We start from the raw sequence: 22,697 nt of genomic DNA on the forward strand, positions 1-22,697 counted from the left end.
AGATCATTTCAATTTCTGGTCAGGAGGCGTCATGAAATCGATTTGGCAAGCAGGTGTGGATGATCCCTGCCATTTCCCCGCGTTAACTGACAGTATTGAAACGGACGTAGTCATCGTAGGCGCAGGGATCACAGGCCTAACGACGGCACAGCAGTTAATGGAAAGTGGGAAACGCGTAGTGATTTTAGAGGCTCACCGCGTAGGCAGCGGCTGCACAGGAGGAGCGACCGGTAATTTATATAGCTCAGTATCAGCGGGGTTGGCGCAACGCGGGGTCAAGTGGGATGACGATACCATCCAGACCATCGTTGAAGCGCGCGCAAGCGCCATTGATTTAATTGAGGAGACGACTCAGCGCTTTAATATCGACTGCCAGTTCAAGCGGGTTCCGCTTTATCGGCTGCTCACAGAAAATGACCAGGCAAGCAACGATGCATTGGAAGCCGAGTGCGAAACTATGGTGCAGGCTGGCCTGAAGGCTAGATTTTGTCTGGATATGCCGGCGCCATTTCCAGCCACTCAGGGTATTAGCGTTGGCCACCAGGCGCAGTTTAACGCTTTTCACTACGCTCAAGGGCTTGCCAAAGCGCTTAGCCAGCGTGGCGTGAGTATTTATGAGCAAAGCCCTGTACGCGATATAGATTACCAGCATTGCATCGTTAAAACCGATAACGCTGAGATTCAAGCCACCGATATCGTTTTAGCAACGCACACCCCGAAAGGAGTGAACATGTTGCAAACCGGAATGATTGCCTCCCGTGAGTATGGCGTTAGTGCCAAGCTGAACGCCGGATCTTTTCCTGATGGCATTTTCTTTATGCTCGACCCCTTCCATTCCATACGCAGCTATCACTTGAACGGGAAACACTACGTTATGGCGATTGGGGAAAAGCATCAAACAGGAGAGGAACAGTCGGAGCGCAAACACTTTGAGGCGCTGCATAGCTACTTAAACGCACATTTTGATGTGGGCGAGATCGAATACGAATGGTCTGCTCAGCAGTACAGCTCTGGTGATGGCTTGCCGTATATCGGACGAACCTTGGCCAGTGACCATGTGTATGTAGCCACCGGCTTTGCCGCCGACGGCCTGACTTGGGGCACGGTCAGTGGAAAGATAATCGCCGATATCATCCAAGGGCGGGATAACGCCTGGTACCGCTGCTTTGACTCGCAGCGCTTTACGCCGGTTAACTCCGCCGAGCACTGGCTCAAAGAAAACATTTCCGTGGTGAAGCACTTTATTAAAGATCATTTCGGCACAAAAAAGCTCAAGGAGCTTGACGAGGTGGCGCCTGGCCAGGCAAAGGTCGTTACCTTGCATGGTGAAAAATTGGCTGTCTATCGCAATGAGGCCGGTAATTTATCGGTTCTTTCGGCCATTTGTCCGCATTTGAAGTGCGTGGTGCATTGGAACGATGCTGAAAGAACTTGGGACTGTCCCTGTCATGGCAGTCGCTTTGATATCCAGGGCGAGGTGATAGAAGGACCTTCCCTGCATCCGCTTGAACACCGTCACTCAAGTTAAGGCTATCAGGTTAAGTGAGGATGTAGGCTTTTCCTAATATTGGTTATTTGCAGCCCAGTCGTCTAACTTGTAAGAGTACGTTTAATCAAGGAGAAACACTATGAAACGGACTACGCTAGCTATCGCCATTGCTGCACTTTTTACAGGAATGTCAGGCAGTCTTCATGCTCAGGATGCCCAAGCAGAACCAGATGATGAGCAAAGCGCCATTGAGCAGCAGGAAGAAGCTGTAGATGAACAGACAAATGCTGATGACGAGCAGCCCGCAGCGATGCAGGGTAGTGGTTACCCCAGGTCTTCTGCGGACACGGACGACGAAGAGAATGATCCCAACGATTTAATGTCACATCAGATTCGTGATCTTGAAGGCAAGTCAGTCGTTAATCAGCAAGATGAAGAGATCGGCGGAATTCTGCGTATCGTTGAGCATAAGGCGTCTGGCGATTTATATGCCGTTATCTCTATTGGTGGAGTGTGGGGTATCGGTGACGATGAAGTTGCCATGCCGCTAGAAAATATTGAGATGCAAGATGACCAATTGGTTACCAATACCACTTACGGTAGCGATGAGATAAAAGCGTCAGCAGAAAAATATGATAAAGAAAACTATAGTCAAATAGACAACAATATGACGCTAGACCAAGCCCAAAAGCATCCTAATTAAGGCGGGCTAAATGATGTGGCTAGCAAAAAAAACCACGCTAGTCGCTTATAAATAACCCAGGTTAATAAAGGCGCCTTATTTTATTCTTTATAGAATGAAATAAGGCGTTTTTTATGAGCTGATTTAACTATCAACTAGTTAGCTGTTAACTTTCATTCAAGTTTTAAGAATGACCGTTTTCAGACTGTGTTATCTCTCATTCATTAACTAACTTCTAAAGAGTAAGGCAATCCAAGGAGGATATCACATGAAGCGGACAATTCTAGCCATTGCCATTGGTGCGATCTGTACAGGCGTCTCAGCAGGCGTTTTAGCCAATAATGATACGTCTGGTTCCAGTAGCGGTGGTCAAATGACCCAGAACCAGGATGCAGGTCAGCAACAGAGTACTGATACGCTCAATAGCCAAGGGCAAAGTAATCCAGAGCCTCGTACCGGTACTCAGGGGCCACAACGCGATTTAGGCGACGGTGATCTGGATATGCAGGATAGAGAAAATCCTGATAGTCAGGAAGAGCAAGGCGAGCCCAGAAGTTCCCAAGATCAGCTGGGTGCAGATAGCACTGGAGGAGACAGCACTGGAGGAGATAGCGCTGGCGGTGCAGACGCAGGCAGTCCGGGCAGTGGTGATACCGGTGGCACAGGTACTGGGAGTACCGGTGGTGGTGACACTGGCGGCACAGGCACGGGTGGTACCGGTGGCGGTAACACAGGCGGATCAGGCACAGGTAGTACCGGTGGTACAGGCGGTGGTACCGGTTCAGGCAACAGTGCCTCGCAATAATATAAAGTGTAATTTTAACGCTCTACTTCGCCTAAGTAGGCGGGGTAGAGCGTTTACTCTTTAAGGGATGCGTTTAAATATAGAGATGGTTAATTAATAATTATTAACTTTTGTCATAATTTCACTTCAGCTTTGATCTAAAACGCTTATCTCTACTAGCCTTTTTAAGTGTAAGCCAACCCAAGGAGAGACATTATGAAACGGACAACACTAGCAATTGTAATTGGCGCCATTTGTACAGGACTATCAGGTGGCGTTCTCGCGCAGGATAATAACCAGAATGACACGGATGCTTCTGAGCGCATGACCCAACAGCAAGATGCTACGGCGCAAACTCAACAGCAAGGTTCGGCAAGTGAGCGAAACGCTGACGCCCAATCTAGCGATGAAACCATGGATGTTCAGGTCGACCAGGAACCCGCAGAAGTGAAGGTGCAGCAAGAGTCCCCTGACATTAAAGTAGAGCAGTCTCAGCCCGAAGTGACGATTGAGCAGCCCGAACCTGAAGTGACTATTGAACAGCCCGAGCCGAACGTAACGGTTGAAGAGGCTGAGCCCAATGTTACCGTTGAGCAAGGCGGCGAGCCTGACGTTAATGTCGAGCAAGCTGACGATGCTCAGGTCGACGTTAATAACGACGACGAGCAGGAACGCCAGCGCGCCGATCAGGATAACCAGGGCCAGAACGATTCGTTAATGAATTTACAGGTTAGTGACTTAGAGGGCATGGCCGTCGTTAACCAGGAAGGCGAAGAGATTGGTGATATTCAGCATATCGCTCAGCATAATGATTCAGGCGACCTGTACGCCATTATCTCGGTAGGTGGTATCTGGGGCTTTGGTGCAACAGACATTGCTCTGCCTGTTGACGAAATGCAGTTCGAGAACGATCAACTGGTGATGAATACCGATTATGGCAGCGATCAGATCGAAGAATCCTCTGAAGATTACAATGAGGACAGCTATACGCAGGTCGATAGCGAGATGACTCTATCGGAAGCGCAACAGCAGCAGTAATAGGATTGAAAACAGCCGAGCATTTCTGAATGCTGCTGGGAGGGCAAGGCGTTTACGCCTTGCCCTTTTTTATATTCATTCTTGCTGGGTGACTATACCATCGGCATCGCGACGTCTTTTTCTATATAGGGTCTATAGGCACTGCCCAAAACTGTGCAATTGGGTAAGATGGTGCTTCATTTTCTGACGGCGATTTGGCATGCAGCCCAACCCCATAACTTCCTCATTAACATTTGCGCGCCAGCGCATAGGGGTATTGCTGCTGCCTGGGTTTTCAATGCTTTCGCACGCCAGCGCCGTTGAGCCACTACTTATGGCCAATCAATTGAGCGGGCAGGTGCTTTATCAGGTATTTACGCTAAGTAATGATGAGCAGCCTGTACGAAGCAGCGCCCAACTCACCTGCAATGCTGACTACACTCTCAAGCAGTCGCCGCCTAATTTGGATATGATTCTAATCTGTGCTCCCTCTCCGCTACCTTATGCACTCCCGGCGAACCTAGTGGAATGGCTGCGTCAGCAGCATGGGCGCACACTATTGGGAGGCTTGGCCGGTGGGGCGGAGGTACTGGCGCGTGCGGGGTTGCTAGAAGGCTACCGAGCGACCTTGCCCTGGCAGCGTTTTGCGGCATTTTCCCAAGCCTATCCTCAAGTAACGCTCTCACAGCAGCTGTTTGAAATCGACCGCAACCGGCTTACCTGTGCCAGTGGCACGGCCGCGCTGGATATGATGTTGACCGTTGTACGCCAGCAGCAAAGTGACCACTTGGTTGAACAGGTATCTGAGCACTTTATGTGCGAGCGTATTCGCATGGCCGATGAGCGCCAGCATGTGCCGCTGCGTCATCGCCTGGGCCATGCTCCACAAAGCCTGGTCGATGCGGTTACCCTGATGGAAGCCAATATTGAAGAGCCGCTTTCCACTCTGGAGCTTTCGGAACATTTAGGGATTTCTCGCCGCCAGCTTGAGCGGCTATTCAAAAAGCACCTTCAGGCAGTGCCCAGCCGTTATTACCTTAACTTGCGCTTGCAGGAAGCGCGTAAGCAGCTGCGCGAGAGTGATCGCCCTGCAGGCGATATCGCCTTTGCGACAGGGTTTTCCTCGGCTGCACATTTTTCAACGGCTTACCGTAATCATTTTGGGTTAACCCCGCGGGAAGAGCGTTTGGGCTAATGCTTGCTCACAGCGCACAATCTGCAGCACTGAAATAACGCCAGACATCCTAATCACAAACAACCTGAAGTATGTGCAGGTTTTCATAATTTACCGTCCCATTACTGAAAGCGGGCGACCTCGTTAGCCCCGTATACTGATTCGACTGATTATTTCTATTGGAGAGTTTGCCCCATGAGCACGATCCCGACTCGGCAGGATTTTGATCACTACATGACCCCCAACTATGCACCGCAGCAGATTATCCCGGTGCGCGGAGAAGGTAGCCGATTATGGGATCAGCAGGGGCGTGAATATATCGACTTTGCGGGCGGTATTGCGGTGAACTCGCTGGGTCATTGCCACCCTGTATTGGTTAACGCGCTGAAAGAACAGGGCGAAAAGCTCTGGCACCTTTCCAATATCTATACCAATGAGCCTGCGCTTAAGCTGGCCAAAAAGCTGGCCGAATGCACTTTTGCCGACAAGGTGTACCTGTGCTCTTCTGGCGGCGAAGCCAACGAAGCGGCGCTTAAGCTGGCACGCCGTTACGCTGTAGATAATTATGGTGAACAGAAAGACAAGATCATTTCATTCAACCAGTCTTTCCATGGCCGCACGCTGTTTACCGTGAGCGTGGGTGGCCAGCCCAAGTATTCCCAGGGTTTTGGCCCGGTGCCTGGCGGCATTTTGCACGCTGAGTTTAATGATCTGGAAAGTGTGCGTGCGTTAATGGGCGATGACACCTGCGCGGTGATGGTCGAACCCATGCAGGGCGAGGGCGGCATTTTGCCCGCCACTCCAGAATTTTTGAAAGGCCTGCGCGAGCTGTGCGATCAGCACAATGCTCTGCTGGTGTTTGATGAGGTTCAAACCGGCGTTGGCCGCTGCGGTACGCTTTATGCCTACGAGCGTTATGGCGTGACGCCGGATATTCTTACCAGCGCCAAATCGCTGGGTGGCGGCTTCCCCGTCGGCGCAATGCTGGCAACCGATAACGTCGCCAAATCCCTCGCCTTTGGAACCCATGGTTCTACCTATGGCGGTAACGCCCTGGGTTCAGCGATTGCGCTGGCTGCTCTGGAGTTTATTGATACGCCTGACGTGCTGGAAGGCGTGCAAAAGCGCCATGATCTTTTCCGTGAGCATCTGGAAACCATTAATCGCAAGCACGGCGTATTTAAAGAGATTCGCGGTATGGGGCTGCTGATGGGCGCCCAGATGTCGGATGCCTATGAGGGCCGTGCCAAGGACATTCTGCCGCTGGCAATCGAAGAAGGCGTAATGGCGCTGATCGCAGGCCCTAACGTGCTTCGCTTGGCGCCCTCACTGGTAGTGCCAGAAGCAGACATCGCTGAAGGCATGGCCCGCCTGGAGCGTGCGATTGAGCGTCTTGTTGCCAACGCATGAATTCGCCCACGGCGACATCGAGAGAGGGAGCGTCAAAGATGCTGGTCATTCGTCCGGTAAAAATGGCGGATTTAGAAGCGCTGGTCATGTTGGCAGAGCACGCGACTCCCAAGCTCACCAACTTACCTGCTAATCGTGAACGTCTGGAGGAGCGCATTACGCGCTCCCTGGAGTCGTTTAACGACGAGATCGAATTTCCGGGTAACGAGCACTACACCTTCGTTCTGGAAAACAGCGCGCAGGTGGATAAAGCGGGTAATGGGGAAGTGCTCGGAACCGCTACCATTCGTGCCCAGGCGGGCGCCAGTGAAGCCTATTATACCTATCGTCAGGAAACGCTGATCCACGCCTCGCAGCAGCTAAACGTACGCCGCGAAGTACAAACCCTGGCGCTTTCCCATGAAGTGTCTGACGCCACGCTGCTTTGCGCCTACTCGTTAAATCCGCGCTATAAAGGTACCAGCGCGGAAAGCCTGCTTCGCCGTGCCCGGCTGATGTTTATTGCCCAGTACCCCGAGCGTTTTTCGCGCATATTGGCCGTGGCGTTTCCCGGGTACCTGGATGCCCAGAACGAATCACCTTTTTGGGAAAGCGTGGGCCATCACTTTTTTGCCCGCAGTTTTCACGATATCAATCATATTGCGGGAGTGCGCTCCAAAAGCTTTATTGCCGAGGTAATGCCGCAGTTTCCGCTGTATCTGCCACTGCTTACTCCACCAGCCCGGGCCGCGATTGGCCGGGAGCATCCCGCCCACGAGGACGCCTTGCAAGAAATGCTGGCGGAAGGGTTTGTGCGCTCGCGCCATGTGGATATTTTCGATGCAGGCCCGATTGTCAAAGCCGAGCGTGAGCGTCTCGCCACCTTTTACCGGGCCGCCTGGCATCCGGTGCGAATTCGCCCGGAAAGCGCCTTGCCCGATGCAGAGCCTGCCTTGATTGCCAATCAGGCGCTGGATAACTTCCGCTGTATTGTGACGCGCTACGCGCTTTCGCCCACTGGCCAGCTGATGCTTTCAGAAGCGGATGCCAAACGTCTCGGCGTGGAAGAAGGCCGGGCTGTATTTGCCGCGCCGCTCACGCTTCCCGCGGCGGTGGATGCCTTTGATGAAGGAGAACTATGATGCGCATTCGACCGATTGCCCGGGCTGACGCCGATGGGCTGCTGGCGCTTGCGCAGCAGGCGGGGGTGGGGTTTACCTCGTTGCCTAGCAATCGCGAGTTTCTCGCCGGCAAAATTGAGTCCTCCGTTCGCGCATTCGAAGAGCGCACGCCCGTTAACGACCGGCTTTACTTCTTCGTATTGGAAGATGAAGACAATGGCGAGCTGGCCGGCTGCTGTGCGATTGAAGGTCAGGTAGGCCGTGAAGTGCCTTTCTATAACTATCGGCTGGGCACCCTGGCTCATTCATCGGTACAGCTGGATTTGCACCGCACCATCGATACGCTGTTTCTAAGTTCTGACCATACCGGGGATGCCGAAGTCTGCTCGCTGTTTTTGCGCCCGGAATACCGCGGTGAGGCAAACAAGCATCTGCGCAACGGTGCGCTGCTCTCCAAAGCCCGCTGGCTGTTTATTGCTCAGTTTCGTGACCGCTTCCCCGAAAAAGTGCTCGCGGAAATGCGTGGCGTGTTCGATGAGCAGAACCGTAGTCCCTTCTGGGAAAGCCTGGGCAAGCATTTCTTCCCCATGGACTTTAATGAAGCCGACCGGCTCACGGGGCTGGGGCAGAAAAGCTTTATCGGCGAATTGATGCCGCGCTTTCCCATTTACACCACCTTTATGGCCGAGGAGGCGCGCGCGTGTATTGGCCAAGTGCATCGTCATACAAGGCCCGCACTTGAAATGCTCAAAAAAGAGGGGCTGCGCTGGGAAGGCTACATCGATATTTTCGATGGCGGCCCGACGGTTGAAGCCTATATCGATGACGTGCGGGCTGTGCGCAATTCACAGCTTTATCAAGTTGAAATAGCCGCTGATGCCTCTGAGGAGAGCGTTAGCCGCTGGCTGGCCGCGACCACAAGCATGCAGTCCTTTACTGCCGCATGGATAGGCCGTGCGCCCACGCGTGACACGATTGTTTTAAGCAGCACAGAAGCGCAGCGTCTTGGGGTTACCTCAGGCGATACCGTTCGGCTTCTGGAAACCTAACAGACGAGGAGAATACGATGCAGGCCCAACAGCAGCAGCTTATCAACGGCGTCTGGATGGACGGCGCTGCAGAATCGCTAAATAAGTACGATCCTGTGTCAGGCGAGCTACTCTGGCAAGGGGGGGCGGCCAGCCGTACTCAGGTCGAGAGTGCGGTGAAAGCCGCACGCAACGCTTTTCCTGACTGGGCAAAATTACCCTTTAGCGAACGCCAAGCCCTCGCTGAACGCTTTGCCGACGTCGTCAAAAGCCGCTCTGAAGTGTTAGCGACAGCAATTGCCAGTGAAACCGGCAAACCGCTTTGGGAAGCACGCACCGAAGTAGGCGCAATGGTTGGCAAGATAGCGCTTTCGATTAAAGCCTACACCGAACGCACCGGCGAGCGTGAAAAATCGGTAGGCAGCGCCAAAGCGGTCCTGCGTCATCGACCTCATGGCGTCATGGCCGTATTTGGCCCGTATAATTTCCCAGGTCACTTGCCCAATGGTCATATGGTGCCCGCTCTGCTGGCGGGCAATACCGTGGTCTTCAAACCCAGTGATCAAACACCGCTGACCGCCGATTTAACCCTGCAGTGCTGGCTTGAGGCCGGGCTGCCCGAGGGCATTATCAACCTGGTACAGGGCGGTGTGCCGGTGGGGCAGGCGCTTTCCGCGCATCCCGGTATTGATGGCTTGCTGTTTACCGGCAGCGCCAAGGTTGGCGGCATGTTACAGCAACAGTTTGCAGGCCAGCTGGATAAAATTCTGGCGTTAGAGCTGGGCGGTAATAACCCACTGGTGGTCAAGGACATCGACGACGAACGCGCGGCCGTGCTCACCATTTTGCAGTCGGCTTATCTTTCCGGCGGCCAGCGCTGCACCTGCGCGCGTCGGCTTATTGTCCCGCAAGGCGAGCAGGGCGACCGGCTTATTGAAGCGCTCTCTGAAGCGATTGCCAAACTGCATGTGGCCGGACCGTTTGAAAATAATCCCGAGCCGTTTTATGGCGGCTTGGTCAGCGTTGCCGCTGCGGATGGCTTGTTGGACGCTCAGGAATCGTTGGAAGCTTTAGGCGGCACGGTGATCAACCGCATGCAGCGCCTCAAAAAGGACACCAGCCTGCTCAGCCCGGCGTTAATTGATATGACCGGTCTGGATGTGCCTGATGAAGAGTACTTCGGCCCGCTGCTTAAAATTCATCGCTATAGCGATTGGGATGAAGCGCTCAAGCTTGCCAACGATACGCGCTACGGGCTTTCGGCCGGGCTAATTGGCGGTGATCAAGATGATTGGGCTGATTTCCTGCTGCGCATTCGCGCGGGGATCGTGAACTGGAACCGCCAAACCACCGGTGCCTCCGGGGATGCGCCTTTCGGCGGTGTCGGCGACAGTGGCAACCATCGTCCCAGCGCTTACTATGCAGCGGACTACTGCGCCTACCCGGTGGCTTCCATGGAAGCCGATAGCCTGGAAATTCCCGAAACCTTACCGCCGGGAGTCAGCCTATGAGCGGGGCGGCGAACAGAAGCGCGTATGGCGTGCGCGAGGTCAATTTCGACGGTTTGGTAGGCCCGACACATAACTACTCGGGGCTGGCTGTGGGGAATGTGGCTTCCATGAGCCATGGTGGCCTGGTCTCCAATCCCAAAGAGGGCGCGCTGCAGGGGCTTTTAAAAATGAAGTCGCTGATGGAGGCGGGCTACGCCCAGGGTGTTTTGCCGCCCCAGCAGCGCCCGGATATCGGCGCGCTGCGCGACTTGGGTTTTAGCGGCAGCAATCATGCCGTGCTTACTCGTGCCGCCGCCGATGCCCCGCAGCTGCTGCGTGCCGTGTGTTCGGCTTCCAGCATGTGGACGGCCAATGCGGGCACCGTTACTCCCAGCATCGATGCGCCGGATCGCCGGGTGCACTTTACCCCGGCCAACCTGCAGTCAAGCTTTCACCGCTTTCTCGAGCCGCAAACCACGGGGCGCGTGCTGCAAGCCATTTTTCACAGTGAGCAGCACTTCGCCCATCATCCTGTGCTGCCTGCCACGCCTGCATTTTCCGATGAGGGGGCAGCCAATCATACTCGCCTGTGTGGAGAGTATGGTGAGCCGGGCGTGCATCTGTTTGTGTATGGCCGTCAGGCATTTGGTGACGTGCGTAGCGGTGAGCGCGAACCCAAGCGCTATCCCGCCCGCCAAACGTTAGAAGCTAGCCAAGCCATTGCCCGCCAGCATGGTTTAAGTGAAGCGCAAACGGTGTTTGCCCAGCAGCATCCAGATGCTATTGATGCGGGCGTGTTCCATAACGATGTCATCGCCGTGGGCAATGGCCCCGTGCTGCTGTATCACGAAATGGCTTTCCTGGACGAAGAGGGCACGCTCGACGAGCTGCGCCGCAAGATGACGACGCCCTTGATTCCCGTTCGCGTACCGATTGAAGCGGTAAGCCTGGAAGACGCGGTGGCGTCGTACCTGTTTAACTCGCAGCTGCTTTCCAACCCGGATGGCACCATGACACTGGTCGTACCCAGCGAATGCCAGGAGCGTGAGGCGGTCTGGCGCACCGTTCAAGACTACCTGCTGGCAGGCAATAACCCGATCAGTGACGTAGTGGTGAAAGACGTCAAGCAAAGCATGCGCAACGGCGGCGGCCCCGCCTGCCTGCGCCTGCGGGTCGTTCTATCAGAAGCCGAGCGCGCAGCCCTCACCGGTCGTGTGCTGCTCACCAACGATCTTTATGAAGATCTCACTGCCTGGGTCAACCGCCACTACCGCGACCGTCTCGCCACACAAGACCTCGCCGACCCGAAGCTTGCAGAAGAATCCCTCACCGCGTTGGACGAGCTAACAAAATTGCTGCAAGTCGGCTCGGTTTATCCGTTTCAGTTGGGTTAGGAATATCGTAGGAGCAGCGTCAGCTAGCGAAGCGCTGCCGGATTTAGTGGCGGCACATGCCCAAGGGCGGCTAGCGCCGCCATCGCCGAGTGAACTCAGCTCCCACAACCCCGGTGCGTTTGGCTACTGTGGGAGCAGCTTCAGCTAGCGATGCAGCGCGAAGCGCTGCCGGATTTAGTGGCAGCAAATACTCAAGGGCGGTTAGCACCGCCATCGCCGAGTGAACGCAGCTCCCACAACTTCAATGCGTTTGCTTATCGTGGGAGCAGCTTCAGCTAGCGATGCAGCGCGAAGCGCTGCCGGATTTAGTGGCAGCAAATACTCAAGGGCGGTTAGCACCGCCATCGCCGAGTGAACTCAGCTCCCACAATCCCGGTGCGTTTGCCTACTGTGGGAGCAGCTTCAGCTAGCGATGCAGCGCGAAGCGCTGTTTGAGTCTGGGATTTACGTGTGCAGCCCGTATGAAATAATAGCCAAAGCCAATAAGTGCTTTCGTAATAGGTGCCGAAGGGAGCGCCGGGAGTAAATATGACGCCGCTCATTCTACCAACCAGCGATAAGGATTTCGCAGAGCAACTGATCCGCCAGAACATGTCGGACTACTATGATCAGTTGGATATGCACTGGGACAGTGCCCTGTTCGATAGCGAATGGCGCACATTGGAAAGCTATCAGCTGGTCATCAATGCGCACCCGGTGGGCTTGCTGTGTATCAACCAGGATACCGAGGCTTGCTATATTCGCGAGCTGCAAATTGCGCCGCAGTGGCGGCGCCAAGGCCTTGGTACGGCAGCTATCCATTATACGGTAGACAGGGCGCGACAGTTGGGTATCGACACGCTGCGCCTTCGCGTGTTTTGCATCAACCCTGCCGTCGCGCTCTACGAACGCATGGGCTTTCATATTCGTAAAACGGAAGATAATACTCATTACATGCAGCGGCGTATCTTCTGAATGCTGTCCCCCTCTATCGATGCCCGGCTGTAAAATACTGTTTCCTGGTTTATCTAAGAAAGCTTTCTGGCTTTGCCTATATTAAGCAGGGCGATGCCCGCACCTATCAGCAGCGCGCCGGGGAGCAAACCCTCCGGCGCCGCTTCGCCTTGTAGCCATATCGCAACCGGTACGCCGACCACCGCCCCGACGGAACCCAGCAGGCTCAGCAGCACTGGCCCACCGGTTTTTTGAAGTAGAAAAAGTAGTAAAAACTGGCCTGCAAACACCACTGATTGAATGGCGATCAACAGAAGTGGAAGACGTTGCTCGGTTGGAACCTCAAGCGAAAAGCCCGGCAGCAGGCTGACGCTGAACAGCAGGGTGGCCGCGGCGACTAGCATACCGGGCGCCAGCGCCTCGCCTGACACACCCGCTGGCCAGCGCAGTGTGCGGTAAAGATTGCCGATGGCCAACAGTACCGGACCCGCCAACGCCAGCAAAATCCACACATAGTCGGCATCAGGCGCGGAAAGCTTGTGAGCCGCCAAGGTGATGGCACCCGCGAGTGCGGACATAACACCCACTGCACGCATCATCTGAAAACGCTCCAGCTTTAATATCAGCGCGCCAACGTAGGTAAGCAGCGGCGGCAATGTAATCACAAGGGCGACAAAACCTGCACCGATATGCGGAATAGCCGAGAAGAAAATCAGGTTAGAACCCGCCACACCCACAAAGGCCGAAACAAGGTAGTACTCAAGCGTGCGGCCAGTGACAGGCGGCAAATTGCTGCGTAGCGCTGCCACCACCAGCAGAATTAAAGCCGCGCCGGCAATCGACCAAAACAGGAAGGCGAGTGGCGACAGCTGCGCTTCACCGGCCAGTTTAGCCAGATTGGTTGAGAGACCAAGCAGCGCACCACCGGTGACAAGATAGATAAATGCGGCAAGCCGCGTATGTTTGGGAAGTGCCCCTGTTCTTGTCTTGGATGAATGCATAGCGTGGCTCTTTTAGTTGCTCTTAAAGACGATTTTTAAAATACCTTGATATCAAGGTATATGGCTTTTTACCTTGACGTCAAGCTAAAAGTCGGCAAGCATAAGCGCCATGGATCACGTCGATAAAATACTCGCCCAGTGGCAAAAAGAGCGCCCCGACCTGGATGTCGCCCCTATGGGCACGCTGGGCCGGATTAAGCGGCTGCACCAGAGCCTGATGCGTCGCATGGAGCAGACCTGGGCGGCGTATGGCCTTAACGACTCAAGCTTTGATGTACTGGCCACGCTGCGCCGCGAAGGCCCGCCTTATGCGCTTTCACCCAGCGATTTAATGGCCTCCACCATGGTGACATCCGGCACCATGACGCATCGGCTTCAGCAGTTGGAAAAAGCAGAATTGATTGAGCGTGTCAAAAACCCTGCCGACGGGCGAGGCTTTCTGATTTCGCTATCGGGTAAAGGATTTGCGTTAATTGACGAAGTCGTTGCTGCTCATGTGGCGACACAGGCAGAGCTGGTCAGTGGCCTAAGCGATGAACAGCGGACGCAACTTGATGCGTTGCTTAAGCAGTTTTTACATAGCGTTGAGACGCAGTGAGACGCTGAGCAGCTACTAGAATAACGCCACCGGCTCAGGCCGGTGACGTTGGTTAAAGACTTTCCGATCGTTTACTCATTGATCGCTTGAATGCGCCGCACGTGGTCGCCCCGAGAGTCATTTTCGCCGCGGGCCTTATTGACCGCGAATATGTGGCCTTGGCCATCGGCGTGAACGTGATTGGGGTAAGTGCCGCCGTCGATATTGGCGACAAGTTCACCCTCGCGGTTGAGGATGGCGAGCGTACCGGAGGCGCGGTTGCTCACATACGCCAAGCCACTATCGGCTTCAAACGCCACATTGAGCGGGCCAGCGCCGACCGGTACGTCGTGGACGATATCGCCAGATGCGATATCCACGTAAAGCAGATTGTCAGAGCCTTGCGAGGCCACCAGCAACTGTTCACTTTGCGCATCAAAAGCAACGCCGGAGGCGCGGTTGGCGTTGGTCAGCGTAATCACCTTTTCAACACTATCGTTTTGGGTATCGATGACTACCGCCTCGGGAGTGCTGATGCTCACGGTAAACAAACGACCAGAGGCTTCATCCAGCGCCAGGCTCATGGGTGTGAATTGCTCACCGCGTACGGACGATGAAATCTCGATCTGCCCGAGAGGTTCAAGGGTTGATGCGTCGAACACCGATAGATAGTTTTCACCGGTCGCCGAGACATACGCCTTGCCGCGCTGGCTATCGATAATTACATCGCGAGAGTGGGGCACTGTTCCGGCGTCGAACTGTTTAACCAGGGATAAGTCGTCCTGACGATAGACCGCAACGGTATTTTCGCGGGTATTGGTCACCCAGACGTTGCCGTTGGCATCATCCACCCCCACGCCATACGCTGCAAAGACGCGTTCATCATCGTAATCGGGCACCTGGTGTGGCGTCACTCGAGTAATTACTTCAAGGGTATCAGGATCGACTTTAAGTAGTTCTGACTGAGTGACCGGCGGGCGTCCTACTGCGCGGGTGACGAACAGCGCACTGTTTTTAGCGCTATAGGCACTTTGATAGAGACCGGCAGGCAGGGCGGTATCAATCACATCAAAGGCGTCATCGCCGTTTAACGCAATGGGCGGCGAGATTTTGAGATCGACAATGCTGGCAGCATAGGGATTTTCGGCGATCAACACCAACGGGTGACGGCCGGGAGCGGCGTCTTCGGGCAGGGTAATGGTCGCGGTGAAGCTGCCATCGTCATCGGCGGTGTAAGCAGTATCGTTAAGTGGCGTATTGCCACGTGAAAGCTCCACGGTCTGGCCGGGGGTGAAATCACGACCCACAAACTCAACATCGCTGCCGGGAAGAATAAGTGGCGTTGTGGCGTAAACGCTGCCCTTAAAATCGGTGTCAGGCTGGTCAAAGACTTGAGCCGATGCCACTGAAGGCAGGGTACATAAAGCGATGATAACGGCCGCTAAAGGCTTGAGGCGATAACCATTGGAAAGGCGTTGCATAGCGTTTGCTCCTTTAAACGTGGGTGAAAAAGGGTGACGTATCGTCATCGGATGGTGCCGCGAGTGTTGCTGTGATCCGGTATGCCTACCCCTTGATGAAGTGCATCCATCAGCGATGCACGAAACGTCAGGCCATGGCTTAACTCTGGAAATTCGCGGTAGCTGGCCTGTATGCCGTGAACCTGTTGAAGCCGTTCGGCAAGCTTTTCGGTTGAGTCGGTGGGAACACTCGCGACGCGCCGCAGATGTGCCTGCACCCGTGGGTTACTCATATCGCGGTGGCGGGTATCGCGTGCGCGTTCGCCGCCGCCCATGCTTAACAGAACACGCGCTGGACGACCGGAGTTGTTAGCAGTAAACCGGCGCTCGGGTTCGCCCAACAGGGCGCCATCGGCCCACCAGAGCGAAGGGCTGCCCGCGGCATAAGTACTGAAGGCGCCGGTACGGGTATACAGTGTATGCAGTGCAAAAAGCCCACCCAGTGAATGGCCCCACAGCGTTTGCTGCGTTGTATCCGTTTTGACACGCGTGGCGATTTCCGGGCGTATCTGGCGCTCAATCGTCTCTAAAAAGGCATTCGCACCGCCGCCTCGGCGCTCTGGTGGTGTCTCGGCGTTATCATCAGGTAAAGCGCTAAAGGTGTAATCCCGCATGCGCGCCGGATCGATGCGCAGGTCATTGGCGTAGCCTAAAAATACTAAGACAGGCGGGGTCGTTTGCAAGGCAAGCTCTTTGAGCAGGTCCGTATCGAACTCCATCAGGGCAGCGTTGCCATCCAGCATCCAGAACGCCGGAAAACCGGCCTCGGGGGCAGCCCCCGTCGGGATGGCGAGCGTCACGCGCCAGTGGCGTTCATCATCTGCGCTTGCAACGCTAAAGCGCTCAAAACGATAATCATCAAGCGATTCATCCAGCACGGTATGCGCTAGCGACATGGTAGGCTCACGTTGCTGTGCCACTGCAGCGGTACTCCCAAAACAGGTAAGCGCCAGGGTAAGAGCCGCCCCTAACAGGTGCGGCAAGCGATAGGTTTTGTAAGGGGTTAACAGCATACGCAGCCCGTTTAGAAGTCCATATTCAGCGACATGAAGTAGGCTCGTCCCGGCTCGTTATAGGTGGCAGCACCAGAGCCAAGGCCCGTGTTTTCACGATAGAGGCGCTCGTTGAATAGATTCTCAACCCCTGCGCCCAGGCGTAGGTCATTGGTCAGATAGTATTGGGCGCTCAACCCCCAAACGCTGTAGGGGCCCCTTACGCTAAGCTCTTCACCTGATTGCGGAGCCCCGCTGATGCTGCGCGTCGGAGGCGTCTGTTTGCCATACCAGGTGCCCTTGAAAAGCACGGAAAGGTCGGCGGTTGCCCACCAGTCAAACGAGGTATTGAGCGTGTACTCGGGAACAATGGAAAGCGGCTGGCCGGTTTGCTTGTTTTTATTCTCTACCATATAGGTAAAGTTGTTGTTCCAACTGAGCGTGTTGCCATTGTCGCCTATCAAGGGGATCCGCAGGTTGCCTTCCAGGCCGCTTACCACCGCCTTGGAAGCGTTCTGCCACTGGAAAACACCGCCATTGTCGGACACCGTTCGGCCCACTTCATCCAGGCCTGCCTGAATACGATTGTCGTAATCGTTATGGAAGTAGGTCAGTGACGTGTGGTAGCCGTTATCGGCCCACTCAATGCCGATCTCCTTGTTCAAGCTGATTTCCGGGTCAAGGTCGCTGTTGCCCTGAACGTAACACCCGCCGCCGCTGTTGCCCGTGTAGCCAAAGGGGCAGCCATAACCACGGGTATAATAGAGATAGTTATCGTTGGCCTGATAAAGATTGGGCGCTTTAAAGGCTCGCGCAATACCGCCTTTCAAAGTGACGGTATCCGTGGCGTGAAACTGAGTATTCAGGCTGGGGCTCACGTGATTGCCGAACTGGCTATGGTGATCCAGACGTACACCGGGCGTTACGATCCAGCGCTCGCCCAGGTAGATATTGTCTTCTACAAAGACGGCGGTTGTCTGTGCGTCTGCTTTGCCATCCTGATTGCTTGAGTCGATTCCTGGCACCGAATCGCCCCAGTTGACGGCGCCTTGAACAGCGTACGCGTCCTCAAGGCGACTATCTTGATGTTCGAAACCCACGGTCCAGACGTGTTCATTGCCGGCTAACTGGGTTGGAAGATTCACCTCGCCATCGAGCCGGTAATTGCGCAGCCTGGAGGTCGACCAATCCTGATCGTTACTGATACTCCCTTCCGGGCCCCCGGCCAGGCCTTCGTCCAAACGTGCATTATTGGTGCCTTCAAAGCCGAGCGTTAAGCGCGATGTATTCTCGCCCCAGTTACCTCGGTGGGTGAGTGAGACGGTATTGCGATACATCCGGTTGGTTTCCGCGCCGCCATTGGCAAGCTCGGTGAGCAGGTCGGTGCCATCGACTCGAACGGCGCGGTCTCCTGCGTAAATATTACCCTGGCGGCTAGTGCCAGCCTCAAGCTCGATCACATTAGCGTCGTTCACATCCCAGCGTAGCAGGCCGTTGATATCGCGATTTCGAACGCCTTCGCGTCCGGCTGGCGGTGTGGCATCCGGAGTTGAGGCGAAGTCAGCGTTAACATCCAGCGAGTCGGCATCGGTGCGTGCGACGTTGCCATAAAGTCGAAACGAGAGGTTCTCCAGCAGCGGCCCGGTGAGAACGAATCCCGCACGCTGCGTGTCGCCTTCGGCACTATCTTCCGGTAGGCGCCCATACAGATTTACAGAACCGCTGAACGTATCAGAGGGCTGCTTGGTAATAATATTAACAACACCGCCAGAGGCGCCAGAGCCATAGCGGGCAGCGGCTGGCCCGCGCAGCACTTCGATGCGCTCGACGGCCTCGGCGGGCACCCAGTTGGTGTCGCCACGGGTGTTGCGTTCACCGCTGCGGCCCATGCGCACTGAGTTACGCGAGCCGACCGGCCTGCCGTCGATCAGTACCAGAGTGTTTTCAGGCCCCATGCCGCGCAAATCGATTTGACGGTTGTTGCCGTACTGGCCTGAGGCGGTATTGCCGGTTAGGTTTACCCCTGGCATGGTTCTTATCAATTCGGAAAGGTCGTTGGCGGGTGGGCGTTGCTCGATATCGTCGGCGGTAATCGTCGATGCTCCCAATGCCTGGCTTGCAATGGCTTCAGCGGTCACATAGAGCGTGTCGAATGCCTTTTCGTCACTAGTGTGTTCCTGGGCGAAAAGCGGGTTTGAAAGGGCCAGGGCAACAGCAAGGGAAAGCGAAGAAAGCGCATATGGCGCCGACAAAGTGCGAGGCATTGAGGGTAACTCCCTAAAGCGTGGATATTGGCTGAAGCAAGCAAAGCGAATACGTTGACGGCTAAACGCAAAATGTAATGCTAATTTAAATGATAATCGTTTTCAATATCGAATTAGTATTTACTAATGCCGTGACCAGTACTGCCGGAGGTAGCTGCGGAAAGGGATGCTCATCTGCCTCGCTGTGATAGCCCGTCACTTACTTGTCTGTATAATCGGCTTTTAATAAACGACATCCTGTTCAAGAGAGAAGGCCGGTATGCCGCTATGTTTTCACTGGGCGCGTTTTGATGAGCTGAGCACCCGCGCGTTTTACGAGATCGTCAAAGCGCGTGTAATGGTGTTTGTGGTAGAGCAACAGTGTGCCTACCAGGAAGTAGACGAATTGGATCCTCTAGCCTGGCATCTTACCGCTACGGTTGAAGGGGAGCTGGCGGCGTATATCCGTGTGGTGGGGCCGGGGGATAAATTCGCCGAGCCTTCCATTGGCCGGGTGATGACCCTTAACGCTTTCCGGGGCTGTCAATATGGCCGCGAGCTGATGGCGGAGGCGATTCGTTTTACCGAGCAAACCTATCCGGACCTGGGTATCAAGATTGGCGCACAAGTCTATTTGAACGCTTTCTACGAGTCGTTTGGGTTCGAGCGCATGAGTGAGCCCTACGATGAAGACGGCATACCGCATATTGATATGGTCAAACCCGCCCCTCACGCTTAAACCACAACGCAACTGGAGTTGACCCCCGTGACCGCCTCAGATGACTCCTTTACAGAGAGTGAACGCCACGGGCTTTATCGCGCCATTTATGAGCGTCGTGACGTGCGCTCACAGTTTCTTCCCGACCCGATTCCAGCTGACGTGCTGGCGCGTCTACTGCAGGCCGCGCACCACGCACCTTCGGTTGGATTCATGCAGCCATGGGATTTCATTGTCATTGAAAGTCGTGAGGTCAGGACATCGATTTTGGCACTATTTGAGCAGGCCAATGAAAAAGCTGTCGAACGCTTTACCGGTGAGCGCAAGAATCTTTATAAAGGCCTCAAGCTTCAGGGCATTCTGGAAAGTCCGCTCAATCTCTGTATTACCTGCGATCGCAGCCGTGGTGGCCCTCACGTGTTGGGGCGCGACAGCATCATGGAGACCGATCTGTTCAGCACTTGCCTGGCGGTGCAGAACCTGTGGCTGGCGGCGCGGGCAGAAGGCGTTGGGGTAGGTTGGGTAAGTGTTCTTGACCAAACTCAGTTGAGCGCAGCTCTCAACCTGCCCGAGCATGTTTATCCCGTGGCGTATCTTTGCCTTGGCTATGTCAACGAGTTTCTGGATCAGCCTGAGCTTGAAACCAAGGGTTGGCGCTCGCGATTGCCACTCAGTGAGCTGGTACATGGCGATACTTGGGGAGGGACGCTTATTAATGAGTTGCTTGAAGCGGCGTTAAATGAGCAGTCTGGCGGGAAAAGCGTTTGACGTCGCGTTAAGAGCACGTTCACCTCTCTAGTGATTGACGATATATGTCATTACCATGTCTGCTTTTGCTAAATATTCTGGAAACCGTATGCACGATGCGATCACCATTGAGCGCCTGAACGCTGATAGTCCGCATGTCCTTGATGTTACGCAATGGATGTTTACGGCCTGGGGACACCTGAATCCAGAGAAGACACTTCAGGACGCCATTGAAGAAACCATTTCCGAGTGCGGTGCCGTAGGCGTGCCGTCTATTTTTGTTGCTATGCAAGGCGATATGCCGGTAGGTACCGCCAGCCTGGTTGCCGATGATATGAGCATTCGCTCTGAGTTAACTCCCTGGCTTGCTTCGGTGTTCGTACTGCCTGGGTCACGCGGGCGCGGGATTGCTTCCGCACTGATAAAGCGTGTGGAAGTCGAGGCACAGGCAAATGACATTCGCAGGTTTTACCTCTACACGCCGGACCAGCAGGCGCTATACCAGCGACTGGGCTGGCAGCCGGTCGAGTGCCTTGAGTACCGGGGAGAAGCTGTGACGTTGATGTCACGCCAGTTTGAGATGTAGACGGCAGATAATTAACGGATGTGCGTAACGCTATCAATACTGACTATCTGCCGCTCGCTAAATAATAGGAAACCACTATGCGACGTTTATTGGTATTGCCCACCACGCGTGCGGGCTGGGGCTTATTCATCGCGTTTGTAGCACTGATCGTAATGGGCACTTGGCCGGTGATTGGCTGGGTCAATCGGTCAATCCTGGTGTTAGGCCTACCCCTGATGGTGGTCTGGAGCTATCTGGTTATTTTTGCCTGCGTGGCGGTTATGTTAGTAGGCAATCGTATTGTCGAGGGGGACAACCATGAATAGCGTTTGGCCGCTTTTTATTACGCTAGCTTACGTTGCCATCGTCATGATGATTGGCTTACGCGCCCGCATTAAAGGCGCCAATATGGACAGTCTGGAGGAGTGGGGCGTTGCCGGACGCAGCATGGGCCCTGTCATGCTCTATCTGCTGATTGCTGCGGGTAGCGTGAGCGCTTACACCTTTATGGGTGCACCGGGCTGGGCGTATTCTAAAGGCGTGGCGGTCTTTTATGTGGCCACTTACCTGGCCTATCTGGCACTTATCGCCTGGTACTTTGGCCCGAAGGTATGGCAGTTTGGCGCCGAGTTTGGCCACGTGACCCAGGCAAGCGCTATTGCTGATCGCTATCAGAGCCCTGCGCTGGGTGCGCTTGCGGCACTGGTCATGGCGGTGGGCTCGGTTGCCTACGCGGTACTGCAAACCATTGGTTCGGCTTACATCCTGTTTGTGATGAGCGGGGGGCTGATACCGATCTGGTTGGGTGTTGTGCTGGTATTGACCAGTATTGCCGTCTATTTATACGCCAGCGGGCAGCGAGCCATTGGGCGTACTAATGCGTTCCAGGGCGTGCTGATGCTGATTGTCGCTTGGGCGGTGGGCATGTGGGCAGTATATAGCGCGACGGGCGGGCTAAGTTTTGCGGGGGTATTTGAGCGCATCCAAGCCGAGCATCCTGAGTTTTTAACGCTGCCAGGCGCCCGTGAAGACATGACCTACAGCTTTTGGACGACCTCGATTATTGTCTCGATGTTTTCCTTTATGCCCCCGGTATGGACTCAATGGATGAGTGCATCTTCAGCGCGTACTATCCGGCGAAGCGCTACTTGGCTGCCGACGTATTACGTGGTGATCTTGCCTATGGTGGTGGTGGGCTTTATCGGTATTTTCTCGCTACCCGAGTTGGTTCGAGCCGATACCGTAGCCCTTGAATATGCCATGCAGCATCTACCGGTGGTACTGGTGGGATTGCTGGGGGCGGGCACTTTGGCGGCTTCTATGTCGTCCAGCGAGCCGTTCATACATTCGGTATCGCTTTCATTGAGCAAGGATGTCATTCAGCCGCTGTTAAAGCTTTCGGACGCCACAACCGGTAGGCTTGCCAGACTCATGATCGTGCCCATTATGGCGCTGGTGATTGCGCCTTTGGCGATTGCCGAGCCGGGTAGTTTGGTGATGATTTTACTAGTGGGATTGGGGTTTGCATCGCAAGTGCTGCCTGCCTTTATCGGCATGTTCTTCTGGCCTCGCGCGTCACGCCTAGGCGTTATGGCAGGCATTGTGTCAGGCTTTCTGGTAACCGTGGCGTTTACCACGTTATGGTCGCATCCGTTGGGTGTGCATGCTGGTTTCTGGGGGCTAATGATCAACTTGCCCGTGTTCATTGGCGTTTCGTTAATGACACCGGCGACTAATATCGACGTGATCGAGCGCTTCTTTCGCATTGCGGCGCCGCGTGGGCTGACCCGTCTTGGCAAAGAAAAAACCAGTAGCGGCAGCCGGTTGAGTTAA

At 54.8% G+C, this 22,697-nt stretch carries 21 protein-coding genes; 17 read left to right on the forward strand and 4 right to left on the reverse strand.

All coding sequences use genetic code 11. The features are described 5' to 3' along the window. Positions 1-31 precede the first annotated feature (31 nt). From INT33_RS04255 to INT33_RS04305, 11 genes are all read left to right on the forward strand, one after another. The gene (locus INT33_RS04255; RefSeq protein WP_193091205.1) at positions 32-1,528 is read left to right on the forward strand and encodes an FAD-dependent oxidoreductase; all 1,497 of its coding nucleotides are present in this window, start codon (positions 32-34) and stop codon (positions 1,526-1,528) included. A gap of 100 nt (positions 1,529-1,628) precedes the next feature. Further along, positions 1,629-2,192 carry a PRC-barrel domain-containing protein gene (locus tag INT33_RS04260; RefSeq protein WP_192536859.1) on the forward strand — a complete coding sequence of 188 codons (564 nt, stop codon included), beginning with the start codon at positions 1,629-1,631 and terminating at the stop codon, positions 2,190-2,192. 247 nt (positions 2,193-2,439) lie between these two features. Beyond that, positions 2,440-2,976, forward strand: coding sequence for a hypothetical protein (locus INT33_RS04265; RefSeq protein ID WP_193091206.1), 537 nt, complete (start codon positions 2,440-2,442; stop codon positions 2,974-2,976). Between the two features lie 195 nt (positions 2,977-3,171). Then, entirely contained in the window at positions 3,172-3,993 is an 822-nt protein-coding gene (locus INT33_RS04270; RefSeq protein WP_193091207.1) for a PRC-barrel domain-containing protein, read from the forward strand. Between the two features lie 199 nt (positions 3,994-4,192). Then, positions 4,193-5,167, forward strand: coding sequence for a GlxA family transcriptional regulator (locus INT33_RS04275; RefSeq protein WP_192536862.1), 975 nt, complete (start codon positions 4,193-4,195; stop codon positions 5,165-5,167). Positions 5,168-5,341: 174 nt separating this feature from the next. Next, positions 5,342-6,556 carry an aspartate aminotransferase family protein gene (locus INT33_RS04280; protein ID WP_193091208.1) on the forward strand — a complete coding sequence of 405 codons (1,215 nt, stop codon included), beginning with the start codon at positions 5,342-5,344 and terminating at the stop codon, positions 6,554-6,556. A gap of 38 nt (positions 6,557-6,594) precedes the next feature. After that, the gene (locus INT33_RS04285; protein ID WP_193091209.1) at positions 6,595-7,677 is read left to right on the forward strand and encodes an arginine N-succinyltransferase; all 1,083 of its coding nucleotides are present in this window, start codon (positions 6,595-6,597) and stop codon (positions 7,675-7,677) included. Then, on the forward strand, positions 7,677-8,705 hold the full coding sequence (astA, locus tag INT33_RS04290) for an arginine N-succinyltransferase (protein ID WP_193091210.1): 1,029 nt from the start codon (positions 7,677-7,679) through the stop codon (positions 8,703-8,705). Before INT33_RS04285 ends, astA begins: the two co-directional genes overlap by 1 nt. A 17-nt stretch (positions 8,706-8,722) precedes the next feature. Beyond that, the gene (gene astD, locus INT33_RS04295) at positions 8,723-10,195 is read left to right on the forward strand and encodes a succinylglutamate-semialdehyde dehydrogenase (protein WP_193091211.1); all 1,473 of its coding nucleotides are present in this window, start codon (positions 8,723-8,725) and stop codon (positions 10,193-10,195) included. Further along, complete coding sequence (gene astB, locus INT33_RS04300; protein WP_193091212.1) at positions 10,192-11,568, forward strand: N-succinylarginine dihydrolase; 1,377 nt, start codon at positions 10,192-10,194, stop codon at positions 11,566-11,568. The genes astD and astB overlap by 4 nt, the downstream gene beginning before the upstream one ends. Before the next feature lie 528 nt (positions 11,569-12,096). After that, positions 12,097-12,522, forward strand: a complete 426-nt coding sequence (locus INT33_RS04305; protein WP_193091213.1) for a GNAT family N-acetyltransferase — start codon at positions 12,097-12,099, stop codon at positions 12,520-12,522. A gap of 53 nt (positions 12,523-12,575) precedes the next feature. On the opposite strand, the gene INT33_RS04310 is transcribed toward INT33_RS04305, so the two are convergent. Beyond that, positions 12,576-13,502 (reverse strand): DMT family transporter, encoded by a 927-nt coding sequence (locus tag INT33_RS04310; RefSeq protein ID WP_193091214.1) that lies wholly within the window; start codon positions 13,500-13,502, stop codon positions 12,576-12,578. A gap of 109 nt (positions 13,503-13,611) precedes the next feature. Here INT33_RS04310 and INT33_RS04315 point away from each other — a divergent pair, with 109 nt between their 5' ends. Beyond that, the gene (locus INT33_RS04315; RefSeq protein WP_193091215.1) at positions 13,612-14,100 is read left to right on the forward strand and encodes a MarR family winged helix-turn-helix transcriptional regulator; all 489 of its coding nucleotides are present in this window, start codon (positions 13,612-13,614) and stop codon (positions 14,098-14,100) included. A 71-nt stretch (positions 14,101-14,171) separates the two neighbouring features. Here INT33_RS04315 and INT33_RS04320 read toward each other — a convergent pair whose 3' ends face one another. Genes INT33_RS04320 through INT33_RS04330 form a run of 3 tightly spaced genes read right to left on the reverse strand, consistent with a single transcriptional unit; the run spans position 14,172 to position 18,855 of the window. Then, positions 14,172-15,560, reverse strand: coding sequence for an NHL repeat-containing protein (locus INT33_RS04320; protein WP_193091216.1), 1,389 nt, complete (start codon positions 15,558-15,560; stop codon positions 14,172-14,174). A gap of 44 nt (positions 15,561-15,604) precedes the next feature. Beyond that, on the reverse strand, positions 15,605-16,612 hold the full coding sequence (locus INT33_RS04325) for an alpha/beta hydrolase (protein ID WP_193091217.1): 1,008 nt from the start codon (positions 16,610-16,612) through the stop codon (positions 15,605-15,607). Between the two features lie 11 nt (positions 16,613-16,623). Next, a complete protein-coding gene (locus tag INT33_RS04330) occupies positions 16,624-18,855 on the reverse strand; it encodes a TonB-dependent siderophore receptor (RefSeq protein ID WP_193091218.1) in 2,232 nt (743 codons plus the stop codon). A 259-nt stretch (positions 18,856-19,114) separates the two neighbouring features. Here INT33_RS04330 and INT33_RS04335 point away from each other — a divergent pair, with 259 nt between their 5' ends. The 5 genes from INT33_RS04335 (at position 19,115) to INT33_RS04355 (ending at position 22,697) form a co-directional block, all read left to right on the forward strand. Next, positions 19,115-19,573 carry a GNAT family N-acetyltransferase gene (locus INT33_RS04335; protein WP_193091219.1) on the forward strand — a complete coding sequence of 153 codons (459 nt, stop codon included), beginning with the start codon at positions 19,115-19,117 and terminating at the stop codon, positions 19,571-19,573. A 27-nt stretch (positions 19,574-19,600) separates the two neighbouring features. Continuing rightward, positions 19,601-20,320, forward strand: coding sequence for a 5,6-dimethylbenzimidazole synthase (gene bluB / locus INT33_RS04340; protein ID WP_193091220.1), 720 nt, complete (start codon positions 19,601-19,603; stop codon positions 20,318-20,320). Positions 20,321-20,408: 88 nt separating this feature from the next. Then, on the forward strand, positions 20,409-20,885 hold the full coding sequence (locus tag INT33_RS04345) for a GNAT family N-acetyltransferase (RefSeq protein ID WP_193091221.1): 477 nt from the start codon (positions 20,409-20,411) through the stop codon (positions 20,883-20,885). A 77-nt stretch (positions 20,886-20,962) separates the two neighbouring features. Continuing rightward, positions 20,963-21,190, forward strand: coding sequence for a hypothetical protein (locus INT33_RS04350; RefSeq protein ID WP_193091222.1), 228 nt, complete (start codon positions 20,963-20,965; stop codon positions 21,188-21,190). After that, on the forward strand, positions 21,183-22,697 hold the full coding sequence (locus INT33_RS04355; RefSeq protein ID WP_193091223.1) for a sodium:solute symporter family protein: 1,515 nt from the start codon (positions 21,183-21,185) through the stop codon (positions 22,695-22,697). The genes INT33_RS04350 and INT33_RS04355 overlap by 8 nt, the downstream gene beginning before the upstream one ends.

Origin of the sequence: Halomonas colorata (assembly GCF_014897985.1) — a bacterium.
Lineage (GTDB): Bacteria > Pseudomonadota > Gammaproteobacteria > Pseudomonadales > Halomonadaceae > Vreelandella > Vreelandella colorata.